We start from the raw sequence: 17,851 nt of genomic DNA, 5'->3' as shown, positions 1-17,851 counted from the left end.
GGACTATTCCTATGCCCGAAGACAATTACACCGACTCCGTAACCGATCAGATTTCCGACCGTACCGCCGAGCAGGACGTGCTCTTCACCGATTTCGGCCTCGACGAGCGAGTGCTCCGCGCGCTCAAAGATGTCGGCTACGAGAAGCCGTCCCCGATCCAGGCGGCTACCATCCCGGTCTTGCTCGAGGGGCGCGACGTGGTCGGCCTGGCCCAGACCGGAACCGGCAAGACCGCGGCCTTCGCGGTTCCCGCGCTGTCCCGGATGGCCGAGCTGCCCGCCACCAAGGCCACCCAGGTGCTGGTGCTCGCTCCTACTCGTGAGCTTGCCTTGCAGGTCGCCGAGGCTTTCTCCTCCTACGCCGCGCATCTGAACGACTTCAGCGTGCTGCCGGTATACGGTGGCTCTGCTTACGGCCCGCAGCTGGCCGGTTTGCGCCGTGGCGCGCAGGTCGTCGTCGGAACTCCAGGCCGGGTCATCGACCACCTGGAGAAGGGCTCGCTGGACCTCTCCGAGCTCGAGTACCTGGTGCTCGATGAGGCCGACGAGATGCTGCGGATGGGCTTTGCGGACGACGTCGAGCAAATCCTTTCGCGCACCCCCGACGAGAAGCAGGTGGCGTTGTTCTCCGCGACGATGCCCGGCCAGATCCGCCGGATCGCCAAGAAGTACCTGAAGAACCCGGCTGAGATCTCGGTGAAAGCCAAGACCACCACGGGCGAGAACACCCGGCAGCGTTACCTGCAGGTGATGGGCCCGCACAAGCTCGACGCGATGACGCGGATCCTCGAGGTGGAGGACTACGACGGCGTGATCGCCTTCGTGCGCACCAAGATGGCCACCGAAGAACTCGCCGATAAACTCAAGTCCCGCGGCTACCGCGCGGCAGCGATCAATGGCGACATCCCGCAGCAGCAGCGCGAGCGTACCGTTGAGGCGCTCCGCTCGGGCAATATCGACATTCTGGTCGCCACCGACGTCGCCGCCCGCGGCCTGGACGTGGAGCGGATCAGCCTGGTGGTCAACTACGATATCCCGCACGACACCGAGAGCTACGTGCACCGGATCGGCCGCACCGGCCGTGCCGGGCGTTCGGGCGATGCCATCCTCTTCATGACCCCGCGTGAGAAGTACTTGCTGCGCGCCATTGAGAAGGCCACCCGGCAGCCGGTGGAGCAAATGCACCTGCCGAGCGCCGACACCATCAACAATCTGCGGTTGAGCAAATTCGCCGATCAGATCACCGAGACCCTCGGTTCCGAGGATCTCTCGGTGTTCCGCAATCTGATCAGTTCCTACGAGGCCGAGCACGATGTCACGGCTGAGGAGATCGCCGCTGCTCTGGCGTTCATGGCGCAGGGTGGCGAGTCTTTGCTAGTCAAGGATCTGCCGGCGGCTCCCGAGTACCAGAAGCGGGAGCGCTCCAAGGACGGCTTCGGTTCGCGTGGCCCGACCCGGCCGCTCACCGAGGGTAACGCCACCTACCGGATCGCGGTGGGACGCCGTCAGCGTGTGATGCCCGGCTCGATTGTGGGCGCTATCGCTAACGAAGGCGGCTTGTCCTCCGCACAGATCGGTGGCATCGACATCCGTGCCGACCACACCCTGGTGGAGTTGCCCGCTGAGCTAAGCAAGGATCAGTGGCGTGCACTCTCCAAGACCCGGATCGGCGGAGAGCTGATTCACCTGGAACTGGACAAGGGACGTCGTCCGGCCGCTAGCGGTGGTGCCGGGGGTTACAAGGGTCGCTCAGAAGGCGGCGATCGGGGCTATGAGCGCGGCGGAGACCGCGGTCAGGGCGGTTTCAAGAAGAAGTATGCCAATGACTCCTCCGAGCGCAGCGGTTCTGAGCGCGGCGGCCGCAGCGAGGGCGGTTACTCCCGCAACTCCGATCAGGGCCACACCGGTCGTGGCGCGGGGGACCGCAAGCCCCGTCATGGCAAGGAAACCGGCAGTCGCGATTTCAATCGCAAGGGCAAGTGGTAAGCCACTAGAACTGTCTTAACCTTCGCTGAGTTCGCGGTTGAGTCTCGGGTTCGTTCGTCATTTGCAGGCGAATCCGAGACTCAGCCGCGAATTTGCTGTTTAAAGTGGTGGGTATGACATGGGATTCGAAGCGGATGATCACCGAAGTTGCTGCCGGGGTTTTCTTTCTCCAGGGGCCAGCATCGAATTGGACCATTATCCGCGAAACCCGGCAACCGGGTTCTGGAAAGTTCTTCCTGGTAGATACCGGGTATCCGGGTGATCGGGAAAAGCTTCTTGAGTCCATCGCCCACTGTGGGCTGACGCTTTCCGATTGCCTGGGCGTCGTGGTAACGCATGCCCATTCCGACCATATCGGTTCCGCGAAGTTCCTCGCCGAACAGGGCATCCCGATTTACGCGCATTCACTGGAGTTGCCCAATCTGAAGCGAGAAGTCAGCGAACAAGCAACCCTTGCTGATTTTAGTTGGCGAATCCTGATCCCTCGAGTGCTGGGCTGGCTGAGGCATGCGGTGCGAGCAGGCGGCCTCGCCGACGTCGCGGTGGCAGAACCTCGGGAACTGACCGAAGAGGTGCTCCGTGGCCTTCCTGGGGCACCTGAACTGGTGCTTACCGGGGCCCACACCACCGGACACCTGGCACTGTACCTGCCCGAGTCCGAGTTGCTGCTGACGGGGGATGTGGTGGTCACCGGGCATCCGCTGAGCCGCTGGGAAGGATTGCAAACCCTCCCGAAGCTCTTTCATCATGCCCCGGAAGGAATTGCAGTGGGTATTCAAAAGCTGGGGAAGCTGGATGTTCAGGCGGTGCTTCCCGGACACGGGCCGTATATGCGGGTGGAGCGAGACTGGAATCAGCGGGTACAAGTGGCTGATTATTGGCCCTACCGCTGACCCGCCGCTTAGCTGAGCGGACCACGGCGAACCCGCAGTTCGGCCGTCGTCCAGAGTCCGGCGTGCAGCCCTTATTTTCGCTGGTTTTTACGGATTTTCAGGGTGACGCACAGCACCCGAAACAGTTGATTTCCGCTATCTCCGAAGGACTGGTAAAGTATTCATTCGTTGCCCCCCTAGCTCAGTGGTAGAGCGCGTTCTTGGTAAGAACGAGGTCACCGGATCGATTCCGGTGGGGGGCTCGCAAATGGGGAGGCTCGTGTCAGGGCGGTTTTAGCCGGCAAGGCACGAGCCAATCTCATTTATGGCGGTGTAGCTCAGTTGGTTAGAGCGCACGACTCATAATCGTGAGGTCGGGAGATCGAGCCTCCCCACCGCTACAGTCAAAGTCCCGAGATTCTCAGCCAGCAACGTGAGAACCCCGGGGCTTTTCTGTTTCTGAAAAGCATTTGCCCGGTAGCTGCTGCCTGAATCCGACCGGCCGAAAGAACCTGCTCGGGCGTTCGCCGGGTTCGGTGCAAAGCAGCGGTCCACAGTAGCGGGGCAGACTAGCGATGCAGCGTATCCGAAGGGTACTCCTGGAATGTTCGGTAGTAGATCGCGGCGAATCTTCCGGGGTTCCCGAAGCCCCATTTCAAAGCCATCTCGGTGATGGAGATTTCATCAGGGGATGCGAGGGTGAGAGCCCTGCGAATGTTCCTCAACCTGATTTGCTGGAGTTTCGTCACTGGACCAACTCCGAACTCTTTTCGAAAATGAGTTTGCAGGGTTCTCACCGAGACCCCGGCTAAGGCCGCCAACTCAGCGACGCGCCACGGATGCTCGGGCATCTCCTGCATTACCTGAAGAACCTGACCCAGTGCCCGTTGAGCGCATTTGTGGGTACTGCGTGGAAGTGACGCATGGCGGTTGGGGTGCGCGTGGACTAATCCGACGATGATCATTTGCTCGGCGTTCACCGAGAGGATGGGAGATCGGAAGAGCGGAACAGCATTATTCAGATCTATCAGGAGGGTCCGAAGCATGCGCAGCCAGCTTTGCACGGCAGGATCGAGCATGTTCAAGGCGGGACTGAAATGGAGATCCTTGATTTTTTCGTCCGGGGGCAGGCAGCTCAGAAACGGTTCCAGTGAGTGGCAGGGGATGGAGAGCAGCAAGCCATCCATCGACTTTGATCTGCTGATAGTGGTATCCATCCCGGGAGAGATCACCGTGCCCCATTCGGGTCCGCTGATGAAGTGCTCTGACTGAACTCGTACTCGCGCGCTTCCCCTGATCGGAATGCCGACAAATACCCGTTCGCGGGAGGTATCCGGCTGGACGACGACCTCTTCACCGTACTTGAAGTAACTGATCTGGATTGTTCCTAGTTCGATCTGGCTCAGGGTGAAGTCCACGGTCTCGACGGTGGGATTGAAGAAGAGCGATTTCACACCGAAATGGCTTTTCATCGTCGTGGACGCTGATTGCGGGTCCGTCGTCTGAGCCACCAGATGTTGTGAAAGTGGATGTTTACCCATTGCGCCCCCTCTGCATGCGGTATGCCCAACCTAACTGTTCATTGAATGTGATGAAAATCAGTTCCTGTAACAAAATGAAACGGATTATATTTATTTTCCAGGGGACAATAAATATAAAATTGACTCTGGAAATTATAAAATGAAGTTCAGCTGTCTTTGAGAGTGCCAATGGTTTACTTCGCGTTAATGGTATGACGATTTCGTTATTTGTATGCTTGCTGAAATCAGAGGCTTAGGCATGATTAGTGTTCTGGACGTGGGTGCAACTGAAGCGATTCAGAATGCGTGCACAAACGAAGTGAAACCTCATAACCTACACCGGAGGAAATTCTCATGAAATTCAACATTCAGAATGCTCTGCGTAAGACCCTGATCGTGTCAGCTGTGGGCGCTGCCGTTTTGGTAACACTTCCAGTTGGAACCAGCACCGCAAATGCGAGTGAAGTCAATTGCACGGATGGAAATTTCGTTCATCTGTACTGGCATGCAGTGGGAGGTTTGTCCAGCGGCACCGCTTGTTATGCGGGCGCGGGTACGAACAAAGTCAATTCCGTATGGGTTGACCGGATCACCACTGGAAACAACTCCATCACCTACCATTCCACGAATGGCGCCAATGTGAATCTCCCGAAGTACTACGACATCTCCTACCCCAATAATCCGCCGAAGGTCGATAGCCTCACCATCCACTAACTCCCTCAGGCTCCCCTCGGTGGTGGACTGGTGCGCACCGGTCCACCACCGAGTGGTTTAAAGCGGGTTGAAGTCCTGGAGCCGGTCGGCCGAATATTCTTTGGGTTTCGAATAGTCATTTCTTAGAAATGATTATTCAGGAGCCTGAGAACTCGATTTCCCGGGGCGCTGGTAGTGGAGTTGGGGCCTCTACGAGCGGTATCGCTGGATATCCGGTCCAGCTAAGCCGGGTTTTTGCGGAGACTAACTTCTGCCTGTTGGGAATTATCAGAGATGCATTGAGTGTGCCGAACGGAAGGGCGCGCTGCGGGAGGTGTTCAGATCTCTGCATAAATCAGTCTTAAGAATGCTAGAAAGAATTAAAATGGCGCTGAACGATTTTCTGAATTGAAGATCGTGAAAACCCTAGAGTCTTTTTCTTCCCCTCGCCGTTCGAAAGAATGGTCGGAGCGCTTTCGGAATCGGGCTCTTTGGGGTGCCCGCCCCGTCCTTCCTCTCGGAAGGTGCTCGGCTTGTCTCGCTCCCTCGGTGGCTCAGCCGGCGTCGGGAAGTTTTTCCCCTTGGCGGCGCAGCTCCGCAGCTTTTGGCGACTCAGGGAGCTGAAGCTGTGCCGGGTCTTAGGGGGCTTGGAAGATTTCGGCGGGGCGGAAAAATGTCAATGATGAAATAGTGCCAAAACGCTTTCGTTGGACGGTGTAAGGTAATGATCGAACCTATTGAGTTAGGTAAGCATAACCAAACTTCCCCGGTGAATTTCTGCGAGCTTGAGCCGCTGTGTGGCTGCCAAAGTATCCCGTTGAAGGGTTTGCTTGCCACCCAGCTAAGGACCGCTAGAGGCAATGCCTATCTACCTGACCGCTATGAAGCCGACCATTTCCGTCACAGAGGGTTTCCTGCCCGCTGCTGCGGCTTTGGGTCTGCCCCTGGTGGTGTTGACCGATCAAGTTGAAGCGCACGCTGAGGCTTACCGCGATATGCCCACTCCGCCGCTCGCCATCGAAGCCGTCAATGTCAATGATCCCGCGGAAACCGCATCCCGGGTCACTGCGCTCAGTGCCCGGTACGGGCAGCCGCAAGCGCTGTTCAGTAATAGCGATCACCTGCAGTTCAGTGCCTCGCTGGCTGCTGAGTTGCTCAGTCTGCCCGCTAAAGACTGGCGGAGTGCGCTGCGCTGCAAGAACAAGGCGTTGACACGTCAAACCCTTTCTGAGGCTGGCTTGGATTCGGTCTTCAGCGTTGAGATCCCGGCAGATACCGAACCGCAGGATCTCGACGCCATGCTCGCGGAAGTTCCCTTTCCCGCGGTGATCAAACCGCGTGAAGGCGTGGCCACCGAGGACGTCCTGTTCGTCGCCGATCGCCGGGAGCTGCGCTCCGCGATGACCCGGATCAGACAGCGCAGGGGAGCCGTGGCCCTGGTAGTGGAGGAGTATCTTTCCGGGAAGTTCTACACCTTCGACACCCTGGGCGACGGTGAAGAGCTACTGCACATCGGCTCCTGGCACACCGAGCTCAGCGAGCCGCCCTTTTTCGACGAATTGCGGGACACCTGGTACCCGGAACTGCCCCCAGCTGTGGTCAGCAGCCTGAAAGCTCAGCTCCGTGCGCTCGGAGTGAACCTCGGCGCCTGCCATACCGAATTCGTCGTCGATGGCGGCCGAGCCAGGATCATCGAGGTGAACTATCGGCTGATCGGTGGCTCGATGGATCTGTTCACCTCGGAGTTGCTCGGCATCGATCTCTTCGCTGAAGTGATCTCACTGCACTGCGGGCAATCGTTGAGCGAGGCGAGCCGTTCCGCCGGTAAGCCTCCGAGGCAAGCCCGAGTGGAATACGTCTTCGCCGAAGGGGCCGGCCGCCTCACCGAGCTTCCGCAGGCTTCAGACGCCGTCCTGGAAAGCGGGGTGCGGCTGATCCACAAACCGATCCAGGAAGCCGGGAGTCTGCTGCACGGCGGGCATACCAAACGTGACTACCTCTCGGCGGTGCAGGCCATTGGCCCCGATCTGGTCAGCGTCGACCGGGAGATCTCCGCTTTCCTCGCGGCAAACCGCTGGCTGGTGGAAGCATGAGCGCCGCGAGCGACGTCGAACTCAAGCTGCTCAGCCGAGTGCTCGATGCTCTGTTCCGCGAGGACTACGCAGGAATCCGCAGCCATGGAGGATTCCTCGACGAAGCAGCGCACCGCGGCGCCAGAGGCGAGCACTCTGCGGAGCCTCGCCTCTGGTCCGTGCGGCTTCCGGGCGCGGTGAAACTCACGCTGCCGCTGGTGGAAGACGGATTTCTGGCTGATTACTCGGTTGCCGAGGGGGCAGTCGCCGAAGGCGCCGTGGAATTCACCGATGATCAGGGCCGGAGTCACGCGCTGCGCGACCTTGAGGAACTGTTCACCGCGCTGGCTCCTCAAGAAGACCCCGAAGCCGAAGCCGGTTGGCAGGAGTTCCGGCTCGAATGCCTGCAGACCGTTGTGACCCTGCAGAATCGTCAACAAGCGGCAACCGAACTCTTGCAGCGGCTTTCGGCTGAGAACGTCACTGAACTCGGCTTTGCAGGGGCTTTGCAATTCGAGGCGCTGGCCGCATTGGGCTCTCACCCGGTGCATCCCACTGGCTCCTGCCGATGGGGGATGGAGCTGGCTGAGCAGCGCCAATACTGCCCCGAATACCTGCCCGAATTCGAAACGCAGTGGATCACCGCCCCCTCTGAGTCGTTGCGGATCTCGCCCGCTCTGGCCCAGCAACGTCCCAGCTGGTGGCCCGGGAGTGCGAGCTCCGATTCAATGCTCGTGCCGGTGCATCCGCTCACCCTGGCGAAGGGCGGCCCCCAAGTGCTCCATCAGGGCACGGCTTCCTTGGCGAACGTCAGTGGGCCGATGGTTTCTCCCACCTTGTCGATCCGCAGTATGGTGCCGCTGAGCGATCCGCGGACCCAGCTGAAGCTGCCTTTGCCGATCTCCACCCTGGGACGGAAGAATCGCCGAGGGATCAAGGCAGGCGATCTGGCGGATGGCGCGACAATGCAGTCGCTGCTGCAGAAGATCCTGGATCGGGAGCCCGAGCTCGCTGCCAGGATCGTGCTGGCCGATGAGTCCCGCTGGTTAGCCGGTGAAGATGACTCCCTGGCGGTGCTGATCCGTAGTTACCCGGAGGAACTCTCAGAACGGCTCCTGCTGCCGCTCGCAGCGCTGCACGCGCCGGACCCGAGAAGCTCGGGCACGAAGCGCACCGCCACTGGAGTGCCTGCGCGGCTGATCGACCGCCTCGCGCAAGGAGATTCTCTGGGCTGGTTCGAAGAGTACCTGAGAACCCTCTTCGACTGGCATCTCGCGCTCTGGCTGCGTTACGGCGTCGCCTTGGAATCCCATCAGCAGAACATCACCTTGGCGCTGCGGGCGACCGCTGCGCGGCCCGATGGCTCAGTACCCCGGATCCGGCTCGTCTACAAGGACAACGACGGCGCTCGGGTCGATCTGCCCCGGCTGGCCTCAGCCCTGGGGGAGCAGATTCCGAGGGAGAGTTTCAACGACCAGCGGATGCTGATCAGCGAAGCCACTGAACTGGCGGATATGTTCACCACCATCACTCTGCATCTGTGCGTTGCGGCTCCGATTCTCGATGAGTCAGAACCGGGGACACCGCTACGCCAGCAGCTCTTCCAGCTGGTGCGCAGCGAACTGACCTCGGCGATGGAACGCTGGACTGACCCCGGCGATGCCGCCTCGGTGGCGGCCGCCCGCTTGCTGCGAGAGCGCGTGCTCGATGCCGAGCGGCTACCGGTCAAGGGAATGGTCACCGCCGGGACTTTGCTGCCCAAGACCCGGCTCGGCTGCGAGGACATCAATAAGTACTACCTGCGCAGCGGCCCCAACTATCTGCTCCCCGGTTCCCAGGTACAGCGGGTACGGGACGCCGCAGAAGATCAGACCCTCCAAAAGGTGACGTCGTGAAAGAGAGCCTGACAGTGCAGACGCCACTGCAGATCCAGAGCGTCGAGCAGAGTGGTTCTGAGGACCTTCGCAGCGCACAGCGCGAGATCCCGCACAGCGGCAGGGCGGCGAATTCCCAGTCAGCCGTTGTGGAAGCGGCTGCTCCAGAAGCGGCCGCTGCGGAACCGGGAGGATTGAAACACCGCCATGTGATCGCCGTCGCCAGCTCGCTCTGCGCCACCTCTTTCGCGGCACTCGGTCTACCGCCGTTTCTGAGCAGACTGCTCCCCGAGCTCGGTGACCCGCAGGCCAGATGGGCGGGTCTGCTGTATATCTTGCCCACTTTGTTCACCGGCATCTCGGCACCGTTCTGGGGGCGGCTGGCGGACCGCTTCGGTTGCAAACCCTTGCTGATCAGAGCCCAGCTAGGACTCTGCGTCGCCTTCGGGCTCGCCGCTATAGCGCAGAACATTCCAATGCTCGTGGCGGCTCTAGTGTTGCAAGGCCTGCTCGGCGGCACATATGCGGCGAGCACAGCCTATCTGGCCAGCGGTCTCAGCGGGGCTCCTCTGGCCTCGGCGCTCACTCTGATGCAGGCAGCTTCCCGGGTCTCGCTGGCCGCCGCCCCGGTGCTCGCCGGATTGCTATCCACCTTCCTGGATGTGCGGCAGATGTACGCAGTGGCGGTCCTGATGCCGCTTTCCGCGGCACTGCTGACCATGACGCTTCCCAAGGCGCAGCAGCGATCACCCCTGAGCAGTGCGGAGCCGAAACACGAATCAGCTCAGAAGCCCCGGGCAGCTCTTTCGGTGATGGGTTATTGCCTGGCTGAGGCCGGTTTCGTGCTGGCCACCGTGGTCACCTTCCCGTACTTCGTGCCGCTGGTCACCGGCGTCTCACCCGAGTTGCCCTTGACCGTCGCGGGTGTGCTCTTCGCTCTGCCGCATTTGTTCTATCTGCTTACCGCGGCCTTGGTGCTGAGCAGGGTGCGTGAGCGACCGAAACTCGCCCTGATCGCCGGATTCTCAGCGGTGGCTTTGGCCGCCATCCCGCAGTTGCTCTCCTTGCAGTGGCCCGGCGTACCCGGACTCGTTTTGCTCATCCTGGGCAGGCTGTTGCTTGGTGCAGGCCTCAGTCTGGGACTTTCCGCGCTTTCGGTGTTCGCCGCCGGGCTCGCCGCTGAACATCAGCCCGGTCGGCTCTTCGGACGAATCGAAGCCTTTTCCAAGGGCGGCGCGGTGATTGCCGGGCTAGCGGCCTCCGCGTTGATCAGCTGGGGGCTCGGTACGCCGCTGCTGATCTCCTTGGCTACCTCGATAGTGCTCATCCTCGTGCTGTACCGCTCCTCTCGCCAACGACCACCAGCTCTTCTACCGACTCATGACTGATGGATAGGAATCATGATGCTTTCCATGCCACAAGTGCACCCCGCTGATCTGCTTCCTGCTGAAGCCTCCCTGGGCAATGCGGATCTGCTCTCCAGCCATATTCTGTTGGGCTGTTTTCTTCGCGAGGTCTCTGCTCCCGATCAGCATCTCGAGATCGGCGGTGAGCAACTGATCCTGCGACTGCCCAGAACGGGCCGGGCCCTGCGGGTTGGGCTTTCCCGCTATTCCGCGGGCGGTGCGCATCGGCTCAGCGGCCAGGTCGAGCAAACCTTGGACGCCGAGCCGACCGAGAACGTTCACTCGCCCAGTGCCCACTGGCAAGACGTGACACTGCAAGAACTCGGTGATCTGTTAGGCGCAGAACTGGCATTCCGCACCGGTCAGCAGAATGAAGAATTCACCGCGCAACTGCTCGCCAGCCGAGACAGCCTGGCTGATATCGCGATCTCGCGGCCATCGCAATTGCCGCGGAACGTCGAACAGCCCGCTGCAGACTATCTGGACTCGGAGCAAGCCTTGCTGGCCGGCCATCCCCGGCACCCCAGCCCCAAATGGCGCTCCGGGGATCCCAAACAATGGCGTGAGTTCTCGCCGGAGACCCGGACTTCCTTCCGACTGCACTGGCTCGCCGTGCCGGAAGAACTCGTGCTCGATCTGGGAGAGAACTTCGACCGTCACGCAGCGATCGAACCGGTGCTCGCCGGACTGCAGCTCCCTGAGCATCACCTGGCTCTGCCGGTGCACCCCTGGCAGTATCGACTGCTGAGCGAAGGGGCAGCCGGGCCAGCTCTCTCCGCGGCGCTGGCCAGCGGAGCTTTGCGTGATCTCGGCGTGGGCGGCTTGGATTTCTTCCCCACCGCGAGCGTGCGAACCCTCTACCAACCGGAATACGATTTCTTCCTCAAGACCAGCCTCAATGTGCGGATCACCAATTGCCTGCGGAAGAACGCCGATTATGAACTGGCCGGCGCCGTCGAACTCACCCGGGTGCTCGCGGCTCCCTTCGCCAGCATCTCTGCGCTGCACCCAGCTTTCTCCGTGCTTCCGGAACCGGCAGCACGGAGTGTGCGGCTGCCGGAACACCTCGCCGATGCCTCCTCCCGGCACGCCCTGCTGGAGGGTACCGGCGTGATCGTCAGGCAGGGTATCGGCTCTTCGCTGAAACAGCGTGAGAGACTGCATCTGGCCGGCACCCTGGCCGCAGTTGAACCCGATCCGGCCGGAACCCAAACCAGGCTCGCTGATCTGGCCGTGCTTGCGGGCTCGCGGAACAAACAGGACTGGGCTCGGCAGTGGTGGCAGCAGTATCTAGAGCATCTGCTGCCGCCGGTAATTCAGCTCTGGGCCGAGCACGGCATCGTGCTGGAGCCCCACCTGCAGAACGTCTTGGTAGCACTCGGCCCTGACCAGCTGCCCACCGGGGTCGTCCTACGGGATATGGAAGGCACCAAACTGGCGCAGCACCGGGGCTCCCAGCTCCTGGCTGAACTCTCGGGCGGAGTCGCCGCATCGGCCCGTTATGACGAGGAACGAGCCTGGAACCGGGTTGCCTACTGCCTCTTCGTGAACAACCTGGTGGAGGTCGCGGCCTCCTTAGCCGACGTCTGCTACGCGGAAGCACCGAATGCCGTGCAGGTGGAAGAGCAGCTCTGGCAAGACGCCAAGGGCATTGTGGCGCGGATCAGCGCCCAGCTCGGCCACCCGGAGGAACTCCAGCGGGTGCTAGCGGGTGCCGCCTTGCCAGCGAAGACCAATATGCTGCTGCGCTGGGGGCGTGAAGCCGACCGCCGGGCGGGCTACGCTCCGTTTGCCAACCCTTTTCGGGGCGGCAGCGAACCCACCGGCACCGAGCGGGAGCGGGTCGAGCTATTGAAGGGAGGCCGGGGATGACCCTGCAACTCAGCGAACCGACAACCGGCCTTCCCCTGACCGATCGGGTGATCGAAGCCGCCCGACAGCTCTCGGCGCAGCACCGGCTGCCCGCTTATCTCTACGATCTTGAGCATCTGAGGGAACACCTTCGCCGAATCAGAAACCTCTTCGAACAAGCCGGTGCCGACGTCGGGATCCTCTACGCTACGAAAGCCAATCCAGACGCCGAGGTGGTGCGCACAGCGGCATCTCAGGTCGACGGTCTGGAGGTCTCTAGCGGAGGGGAGATCGCTCATGTGCGAAGCTTGCTCCCCGAGGCCACATTGATCTTCGGCGGCCCCGGGAAAACAGATGCCGAACTGGCTACCGCGCTCGCCGCCGGAGTGCACCGCTATCACGTGGAAAGCCTTGAGGAGTTACGACGCCTCGACGGTCTGGCCCGGCAAGCCGGGGTGCTCGCCGAGGTGCTGTTCCGGGTCAATATCGATATCAGCGGGGCCGTCGAATCATCTCGGAGCCTCGATTCCGAGGCCTCTCCGAGCGTTGCCCTTGGCCCGGCGGCCGGACCAGCCCTGACGATGGGTGGAGTGCCGAGCCCTTTCGGTATGGATCCCGAAGCGGCGGCCCTCGCGGTCGCACAGCTCGCAGAAAGCTCGAACCTCAGCTTCCGCGGTGTGCATGCCCACCTGGCCAGCGGAGTCGAAGCCGTGGAGGCCGCGGCTCAAGCCGCGGAGATCGCACGCTGGGCTCGCCGATTCGCCGTCCAGCATGGAGTGCGAGTGAGCGAGCTCAATGTAGGCGGCGGGATGTCAGTGGACTACCGGAATCCTGAGCGGCTTTTCGACTGGGCGGAGTACGCCAAGCTGATGGCTCAGGTCACCGCGGAATTCTCTGAATTCCGCTTCGAGATCGAGCCGGGACGCGCGCTGAGCGCCTATTCGGGCTGGTATGCCAGCAGTGTTCTGGAGCTTAAAAGGAGCCACGGTGAATGGTTCGGCATCTGCGCGGGCGGGACGCATCATCTGCGCACCCCGGCCGCCAAGGGGCACAGCCAGCCCTTTGCCGTGCTGCCCATCGAGGAGTGGCAACGGCCCTGGGCAAGGACTGAACTGCGGCAGCAACGGGTCTCTCTGGTGGGGCAGCTCTGTACCCCCAAGGACCTGCTCGCCAAGCAGGCGCCGGTCGCGGAACTGCGCACCGGCGACGTCGTACTGTTTGCGCTCGCCGGGGCGTACGCGCTGAACATATCCCACCGCGATTTCCTGATGCATCCGGCTCCGCAGATCGTGCATCTGGGAGGGATCGCAGCCGACTGAGCAATCGGCCATTCTGGCCAAGAGGTTCCGAAGAGAACGACAAAGGGCCCGGTGTGCAGCTACTGAGCTGCGCACCGGGCCCTGACGATTGTGCCGACCGACGACGAGCCGGCTAGAGGGCCACGTCGTAGGCTTTGGCCAGCTGAGCCATCACGGCCTTGGCGCCCTGGATGCTGACGGACGCGACGAAGGTGGCATCGTCGACTTCGGTGGTCTTACCGGTCAGCCGGCTCCACAGCGGGTTCGATTCGAAGGACTTCTCCTGCTGAGCCGCCTTTTCGCCGTCGGCTCCCGGAGTCTTCGGGGTCGCGATCAAGATCGACTTGGCGTCGGCTTTGAGGATCTCCTCGCTGGAAAGCGGGACGAAGATCTCTTCGGTGGAATCAGGCGCACCCTTCGGTCGCGGAATGCCCATATCGCTCATGATCTCGCCGATAAACGACTTCGAGGAATACAGCCGTGCGGTGTCTTCGCCGACGAATCGGACCAGCGAATAGGTTGCCGCTGGATCTTTGGCGAGGATCTTCGCTCCGATCTTCTTCGCCTCGGCCTGGTAATCGGCGATCAGTGCGCTGGCCTTGGCCTTTTCACCCATCGCGGTACCGAGCAGTTCGATGTTCTGCTTCCAGGTGGGGCCGGTGGTCTGCGAGAAAACGGTCGGGGCGATCTTCGCCAGCTGCGGGTAAAGCGCTTCCTGACGCACCTTGGCGGAGATGATCAGATCGGGTTTGAGCTCCAGGATCTTCTCCAGATTGGGCTCAGCCATGGTGCCGACACTGACGGCGTCCTTGGTCTGGGCACTGACATCGCCCAGATACGGGGCGAACGGATGGGCGGGATCCTGGCGGTACTGGGCATACCCGACCAATTGACCGCCGAGCAGCAGTGTCGCGTCGACGTAGCTCGGATCAAGTGCGACGATTCGCAGTGGCTTCTGCGGAATCGTGGTGCTTCCCATCGCGTGCTCCACGGTCAGCGGGAAGCCCGCCGCTGAGCTGGAGGCAGTTGAGGTAGCCGAAGTCGATGAGCCGGGAGTAGTGGACCCGGCACCGCAGGCGGCGGTCGCCAAAAGCGCTAAGGCGGTGGCCGTAGCGGCCAGGGAAGTGATCAGCCGGTTGGACCGGGAAGGGCGGAAAGTCACGCGGTTTCCTTTTCGGGACTCGGATTTGCAAGAATAAACAAGCACGTCCTGGTTTAGGTAAGGCTATGCTTACCAAACTCTAACAGGTGTGTCTGCTCAAATTTTTTCATCAAGCCATTTTTTACCAGGCCCGGATCTAGACACTGGAAGGATGCTCTCATCGATACTCTGCAGACCGCTGAGCCGCGTAGGATCAGCACCGGGTGGCGATCTCCGGGTAGACTTCTCGTCATCCTGGCCCTGATTCTGATCTTCAGCGTGGCCGTGAGCATCTGCCTGGGCTCGGCGCCGTCGTCCATAGCCGAGGTCTGGCACGCGATCTTCCAACCGAGCGGCTCCACCATGGACGTCACTATCACCCAGATCCGGATGCCCAGAACCGCGAGCGGAATCATCGTCGGTGCCTGTCTCGGAGTCGCCGGTATGGTGATCCAGGGTCATAGCCGCAATCCGATCGCCGATCCGGGCTTGCTCGGAATCAACCAGGGTGCGGCTCTGGCGATCGTCGCGGTGACGGCGTTCAGCGGGCCGCTCGGCTATCTCCCGCAGGCTCTGCTGGCTTTCGCCGGGGCATTTCTGGCCAGTGTCCTGGTGTTCCTGATCGGCTCGGCCAGTCGCAATGGCGCTACCTCGGTCACCCTGGTGCTGGCCGGAGCCGCGGTGACCGCAGTGTGCGGCGGGATCGTTTCAGCAATAGCGCTGCTCAACGAGGACTCTTTGGAGACCTTGAGGTTCTGGCAGGTCGGCTCGCTCGCTGGTCGTCATGACATTCTGGGTTATCTCTGGCCCTTCATCCTGGCCGGGCTGCTGCTCGCACTGTTCAATGCGAGTGCACTCAACGGTCTGGCTCTAGGAGAAGACTCCGCCAGGTCCTTGGGGATATCGGTGGCCGGGGCCAGGACTGTCGGCATTCTTGCGGTCACCCTGCTCGCCGGAAGCGCGGTGACGATGGCTGGGCCAATAGCTTTCGCGGGGCTGTTGGTGCCGCACCTCGCCCGCTTCCTAGCGGGATCCGACTATCGTTGGCTGATGCCCACCGCGGCGTTGTGCGGGGCGGCGATTCTCTTACTGGCCGATACTGCGGGTCAGGTCATCGCCCGCCCCGGGGAACTCTCGGCCGGCGTCGTGCTTGCGGTGATCGGTGCGCCCTTCTTCGTCATACTGGCCAGGCGGCGCAGGTTGATGAAATTATGAGCGCCGGTGAAAAAGTGAAGACCGGGGAAACGGTGAAAGCGACTGAGCAGAATGCTGGGCGAAGCAAGCTGCGGACCCGTGTGATCAGGCTGGGCTCGGTATCCTTCCGGTTCAGGCCGCGGTCAGTGCTGATCTCGGCTGTCCTCCTGCTCCTGGTCCTCTTGCTGATGGCTTTTCATATCGCTTATGGCGGCACCGTCTTGCCCTATGACAAAGTCGTGGCCGCACTGCTGGGGGATCAGAGCGATTCGGCGATCCATTTGGCGAGCACAGAATTCCGAGCCCCGCGAATGGCCGCTGCGGTGCTCGTCGGGGCGTGCTTGGCAGCATCCGGAGCGATTACTCAGACCGTGGCACGCAACCCGCTGGCCAGTCCGGATATTTTAGGGGTGACCAGCGGGGCCTCTTTCGGTGCTGTATCGATTCTGGTGCTGGCCGGTGGCGGGTACGCCGGGCTGAGCGGGCTGGCTGCCACCGTCAGCATGCCAGCCGCCGCTTTCGGTACCGGGCTCCTGTTCGGCATCGCCGTGTATGCCTTCTCCTACCGCCGAGGAGTGGATGGCTTCCGTCTGGTGCTGGTCGGGCTGGGGATCTCCGGGCTGGCCACCAGCCTGACCACCTGGTTGCTGACCCTGGGCGATGTGACCAATGCGGCGCAGGCACTCACCTGGATGATGGGCTCGCTGAACGGCAAGGACTGGACGCTGATGCAGCCCATGGTTTGTTGTGGTGCGGTTCTGCTGCTCTGTGCTTTCTTATTGGCTCGCCCACTGTTCCTGACCAGTCTGGGCGAGGAAACCGCGATCAGCCTGGGCGTCCGGCTTGGCCCGCTGCGGTTGGCTGCTTTGACGACGGCGGCGTTGCTGGCTTCGCTCGCCACGGTAGTCGCGGGGCCACTGGGTTTCGTCGCCTTGGCCAGCCCTCAAGTGGCGAGGCTGTTGCTCAGAGCGGTGAATCCGCCGATCTTCTCCTCGGCTCTGGTCGGAGCGATTTTCGTCCTGCTCGCCGATACCGTGGCTGCCCATTCGCTCTCGGTGGCGCTGCCGGTCGGAGTGGCGACCGCGGTTGTCGGGGCGCCCTATCTGATCTATTTGGTCTTAAGATCGCAACGGAGGTTGTTATGAGCGTCACCTCGGGCAAAGTAGCACTGAGGGCCGAAGGGGTGAGCCTGGGCTACGAACGCCGGCTGATCATCGAGGGGTTGAGCATCGATATCGCGCCGGGTGCGGTGACCGCGATCATCGGCCCCAACGGCTGCGGGAAATCGACCTTGCTCCGTGGCCTGGGCCGCTTGCTCAAACCCTCGGCGGGTGAGGTCCAGCTGGACGGCAAGCCGATCGGCTCGATCTCCACACGGCAGGTGGCCACCAGGCTGAGCATCCTGCCGCAGAACCCCTCTGCCCCGGCGGGGCTGACCGTTTCCGATCTGGTGTCCAGGGGCCGCCACCCCCGGCAGCGCTGGTACCAGCAGTTCTCCCGAGCCGATGAATCGGTGATCCGGGAGGCTCTGGAGGCGACAGATATCGCAGACCTCGCCGAAGTGCCGATCGAAGAGCTCTCCGGAGGGCAGCAGCAGCGAGCCTGGATTTCCATGGTGCTCGCGCAGCAGAGCGAGATTTTGCTGCTCGACGAGCCGACCACCTATCTCGATCTTGCTCACCAGGTTGAAGTACTGCAATTGGTGTCCCGGCTCAACCGGGAACTGGGGCGCACCATTGTGATGGTGCTGCACGATATTTCGCTGGCCGCTCGCTACGCGGATCATATGGTGGCGATGAAAGGTGGTCGCATCGTCGCCTCTGGAACGCCCGCCGAGGTGGTGACGGAAGAGCATCTGCTGGAGATCTTCGGCCTCGAGGCCTCCGTGGTCACCGAACCAATGGCCGGTCGGCCGCATGTCATACCGCTCACCACTGGTTGAGAT

Annotated in this window: 13 protein-coding genes and 2 tRNA genes; 13 read left to right on the top strand and 2 right to left on the bottom strand. The window is 61.8% G+C overall.

The features are described 5' to 3' along the window. Positions 1-11: 11 nt before the first annotated feature. The 4 genes from ABDK06_RS05435 (at position 12) to ABDK06_RS05420 (ending at position 3,258) form a co-directional block, all read left to right on the top strand. Positions 12-1,985, top strand: coding sequence for a DEAD/DEAH box helicase (locus ABDK06_RS05435; protein WP_394939692.1), 1,974 nt, complete (start codon positions 12-14; stop codon positions 1,983-1,985). 113 nt (positions 1,986-2,098) lie between these two features. After that, positions 2,099-2,878 (top strand): MBL fold metallo-hydrolase, encoded by a 780-nt coding sequence (locus tag ABDK06_RS05430; RefSeq protein ID WP_394939690.1) that lies wholly within the window; start codon positions 2,099-2,101, stop codon positions 2,876-2,878. A 170-nt stretch (positions 2,879-3,048) separates the two neighbouring features. Next, positions 3,049-3,120: transfer RNA gene (locus ABDK06_RS05425), tRNA-Thr, on the top strand. A 64-nt stretch (positions 3,121-3,184) separates the two neighbouring features. Continuing rightward, positions 3,185-3,258: transfer RNA gene (locus ABDK06_RS05420), tRNA-Met, on the top strand. Between the two features lie 168 nt (positions 3,259-3,426). Here ABDK06_RS05420 and ABDK06_RS05415 read toward each other — a convergent pair. Beyond that, complete coding sequence (locus ABDK06_RS05415; protein ID WP_394939688.1) at positions 3,427-4,398, bottom strand: AraC family transcriptional regulator; 972 nt, start codon at positions 4,396-4,398, stop codon at positions 3,427-3,429. A gap of 333 nt (positions 4,399-4,731) precedes the next feature. Between ABDK06_RS05415 and ABDK06_RS05410 the strand changes: the two genes are divergently transcribed. The 6 genes from ABDK06_RS05410 to ABDK06_RS05385 all read left to right on the top strand — a co-directional run bounded on the left by ABDK06_RS05410 (position 4,732) and on the right by ABDK06_RS05385 (position 13,592). Further along, on the top strand, positions 4,732-5,091 hold the full coding sequence (locus tag ABDK06_RS05410) for a beta/gamma crystallin domain-containing protein (protein ID WP_394939686.1): 360 nt from the start codon (positions 4,732-4,734) through the stop codon (positions 5,089-5,091). Between the two features lie 839 nt (positions 5,092-5,930). Further along, on the top strand, positions 5,931-7,163 hold the full coding sequence (locus ABDK06_RS05405) for an ATP-grasp domain-containing protein (protein WP_394939684.1): 1,233 nt from the start codon (positions 5,931-5,933) through the stop codon (positions 7,161-7,163). Further along, positions 7,160-9,037: an IucA/IucC family protein gene (locus ABDK06_RS05400; RefSeq protein ID WP_394939682.1), complete on the top strand. Its 1,878-nt coding sequence runs from the start codon at positions 7,160-7,162 to the stop codon at positions 9,035-9,037. The genes ABDK06_RS05405 and ABDK06_RS05400 overlap by 4 nt, the downstream gene beginning before the upstream one ends. Beyond that, positions 9,034-10,404 carry an MFS transporter gene (locus ABDK06_RS05395; protein WP_394939680.1) on the top strand — a complete coding sequence of 457 codons (1,371 nt, stop codon included), beginning with the start codon at positions 9,034-9,036 and terminating at the stop codon, positions 10,402-10,404. The genes ABDK06_RS05400 and ABDK06_RS05395 overlap by 4 nt, the downstream gene beginning before the upstream one ends. A gap of 12 nt (positions 10,405-10,416) precedes the next feature. Beyond that, complete coding sequence (locus ABDK06_RS05390; protein WP_394939678.1) at positions 10,417-12,294, top strand: IucA/IucC family protein; 1,878 nt, start codon at positions 10,417-10,419, stop codon at positions 12,292-12,294. Then, positions 12,291-13,592, top strand: a complete 1,302-nt coding sequence (locus ABDK06_RS05385) for a type III PLP-dependent enzyme (protein WP_394939676.1) — start codon at positions 12,291-12,293, stop codon at positions 13,590-13,592. Before ABDK06_RS05390 ends, ABDK06_RS05385 begins: the two co-directional genes overlap by 4 nt. 112 nt (positions 13,593-13,704) lie before the next feature. Here ABDK06_RS05385 and ABDK06_RS05380 read toward each other — a convergent pair whose 3' ends face one another. Continuing rightward, complete coding sequence (locus tag ABDK06_RS05380) at positions 13,705-14,733, bottom strand: ABC transporter substrate-binding protein (protein ID WP_394939674.1); 1,029 nt, start codon at positions 14,731-14,733, stop codon at positions 13,705-13,707. 159 nt (positions 14,734-14,892) lie between these two features. On the opposite strand from ABDK06_RS05380, the gene ABDK06_RS05375 reads away from it, so the two are divergent. From ABDK06_RS05375 to ABDK06_RS05365, 3 genes are read left to right on the top strand one after another with little or no spacing between them, the layout of a single operon-like run. Beyond that, on the top strand, positions 14,893-15,927 hold the full coding sequence (locus ABDK06_RS05375; protein ID WP_394940799.1) for a FecCD family ABC transporter permease: 1,035 nt from the start codon (positions 14,893-14,895) through the stop codon (positions 15,925-15,927). Then, complete coding sequence (locus tag ABDK06_RS05370; RefSeq protein ID WP_394939672.1) at positions 15,924-17,051, top strand: FecCD family ABC transporter permease; 1,128 nt, start codon at positions 15,924-15,926, stop codon at positions 17,049-17,051. Before ABDK06_RS05375 ends, ABDK06_RS05370 begins: the two co-directional genes overlap by 4 nt. Beyond that, positions 17,048-17,848 (top strand): ABC transporter ATP-binding protein, encoded by an 801-nt coding sequence (locus tag ABDK06_RS05365; RefSeq protein ID WP_394939670.1) that lies wholly within the window; start codon positions 17,048-17,050, stop codon positions 17,846-17,848. The genes ABDK06_RS05370 and ABDK06_RS05365 overlap by 4 nt, the downstream gene beginning before the upstream one ends. Positions 17,849-17,851 lie beyond the last annotated feature (3 nt).

It is taken from the genome of Psychromicrobium ferritrahens (genome assembly GCF_043789415.1).
In the GTDB taxonomy this organism is placed as follows: Bacteria; Actinomycetota; Actinomycetes; order Actinomycetales; family Micrococcaceae; genus Renibacterium.
The sequence above is the reverse complement of the archived record's forward strand: the minus strand, read 5'-3'. Positions and strand labels throughout refer to the sequence as shown.

Excerpts from the sequence above, each read along its gene's own strand:
- ABDK06_RS05410 (WP_394939686.1), top strand. The coding sequence starts at position 4,732 with ATGAAATTCAACATTCAGAATGCTCTGCGTAAGACCCTGATCGTGTCA.
- ABDK06_RS05400 (WP_394939682.1), top strand. The coding sequence starts at position 7,160 with ATGAGCGCCGCGAGCGACGTCGAACTCAAGCTGCTCAGCCGAGTGCTC.
- ABDK06_RS05405 (WP_394939684.1), top strand. The coding sequence starts at position 5,931 with ATGCCTATCTACCTGACCGCTATGAAGCCGACCATTTCCGTCACAGAG.
- ABDK06_RS05365 (WP_394939670.1), top strand. The coding sequence starts at position 17,048 with ATGAGCGTCACCTCGGGCAAAGTAGCACTGAGGGCCGAAGGGGTGAGC.
- ABDK06_RS05430 (WP_394939690.1), top strand. The coding sequence starts at position 2,099 with ATGACATGGGATTCGAAGCGGATGATCACCGAAGTTGCTGCCGGGGTT.
- ABDK06_RS05370 (WP_394939672.1), top strand. The coding sequence starts at position 15,924 with ATGAGCGCCGGTGAAAAAGTGAAGACCGGGGAAACGGTGAAAGCGACT.
- ABDK06_RS05415 (WP_394939688.1), bottom strand. The coding sequence starts at position 4,398 with ATGGGTAAACATCCACTTTCACAACATCTGGTGGCTCAGACGACGGAC.
- ABDK06_RS05435 (WP_394939692.1), top strand. The coding sequence starts at position 12 with ATGCCCGAAGACAATTACACCGACTCCGTAACCGATCAGATTTCCGAC.
- ABDK06_RS05390 (WP_394939678.1), top strand. The coding sequence starts at position 10,417 with ATGATGCTTTCCATGCCACAAGTGCACCCCGCTGATCTGCTTCCTGCT.
- ABDK06_RS05385 (WP_394939676.1), top strand. The coding sequence starts at position 12,291 with ATGACCCTGCAACTCAGCGAACCGACAACCGGCCTTCCCCTGACCGAT.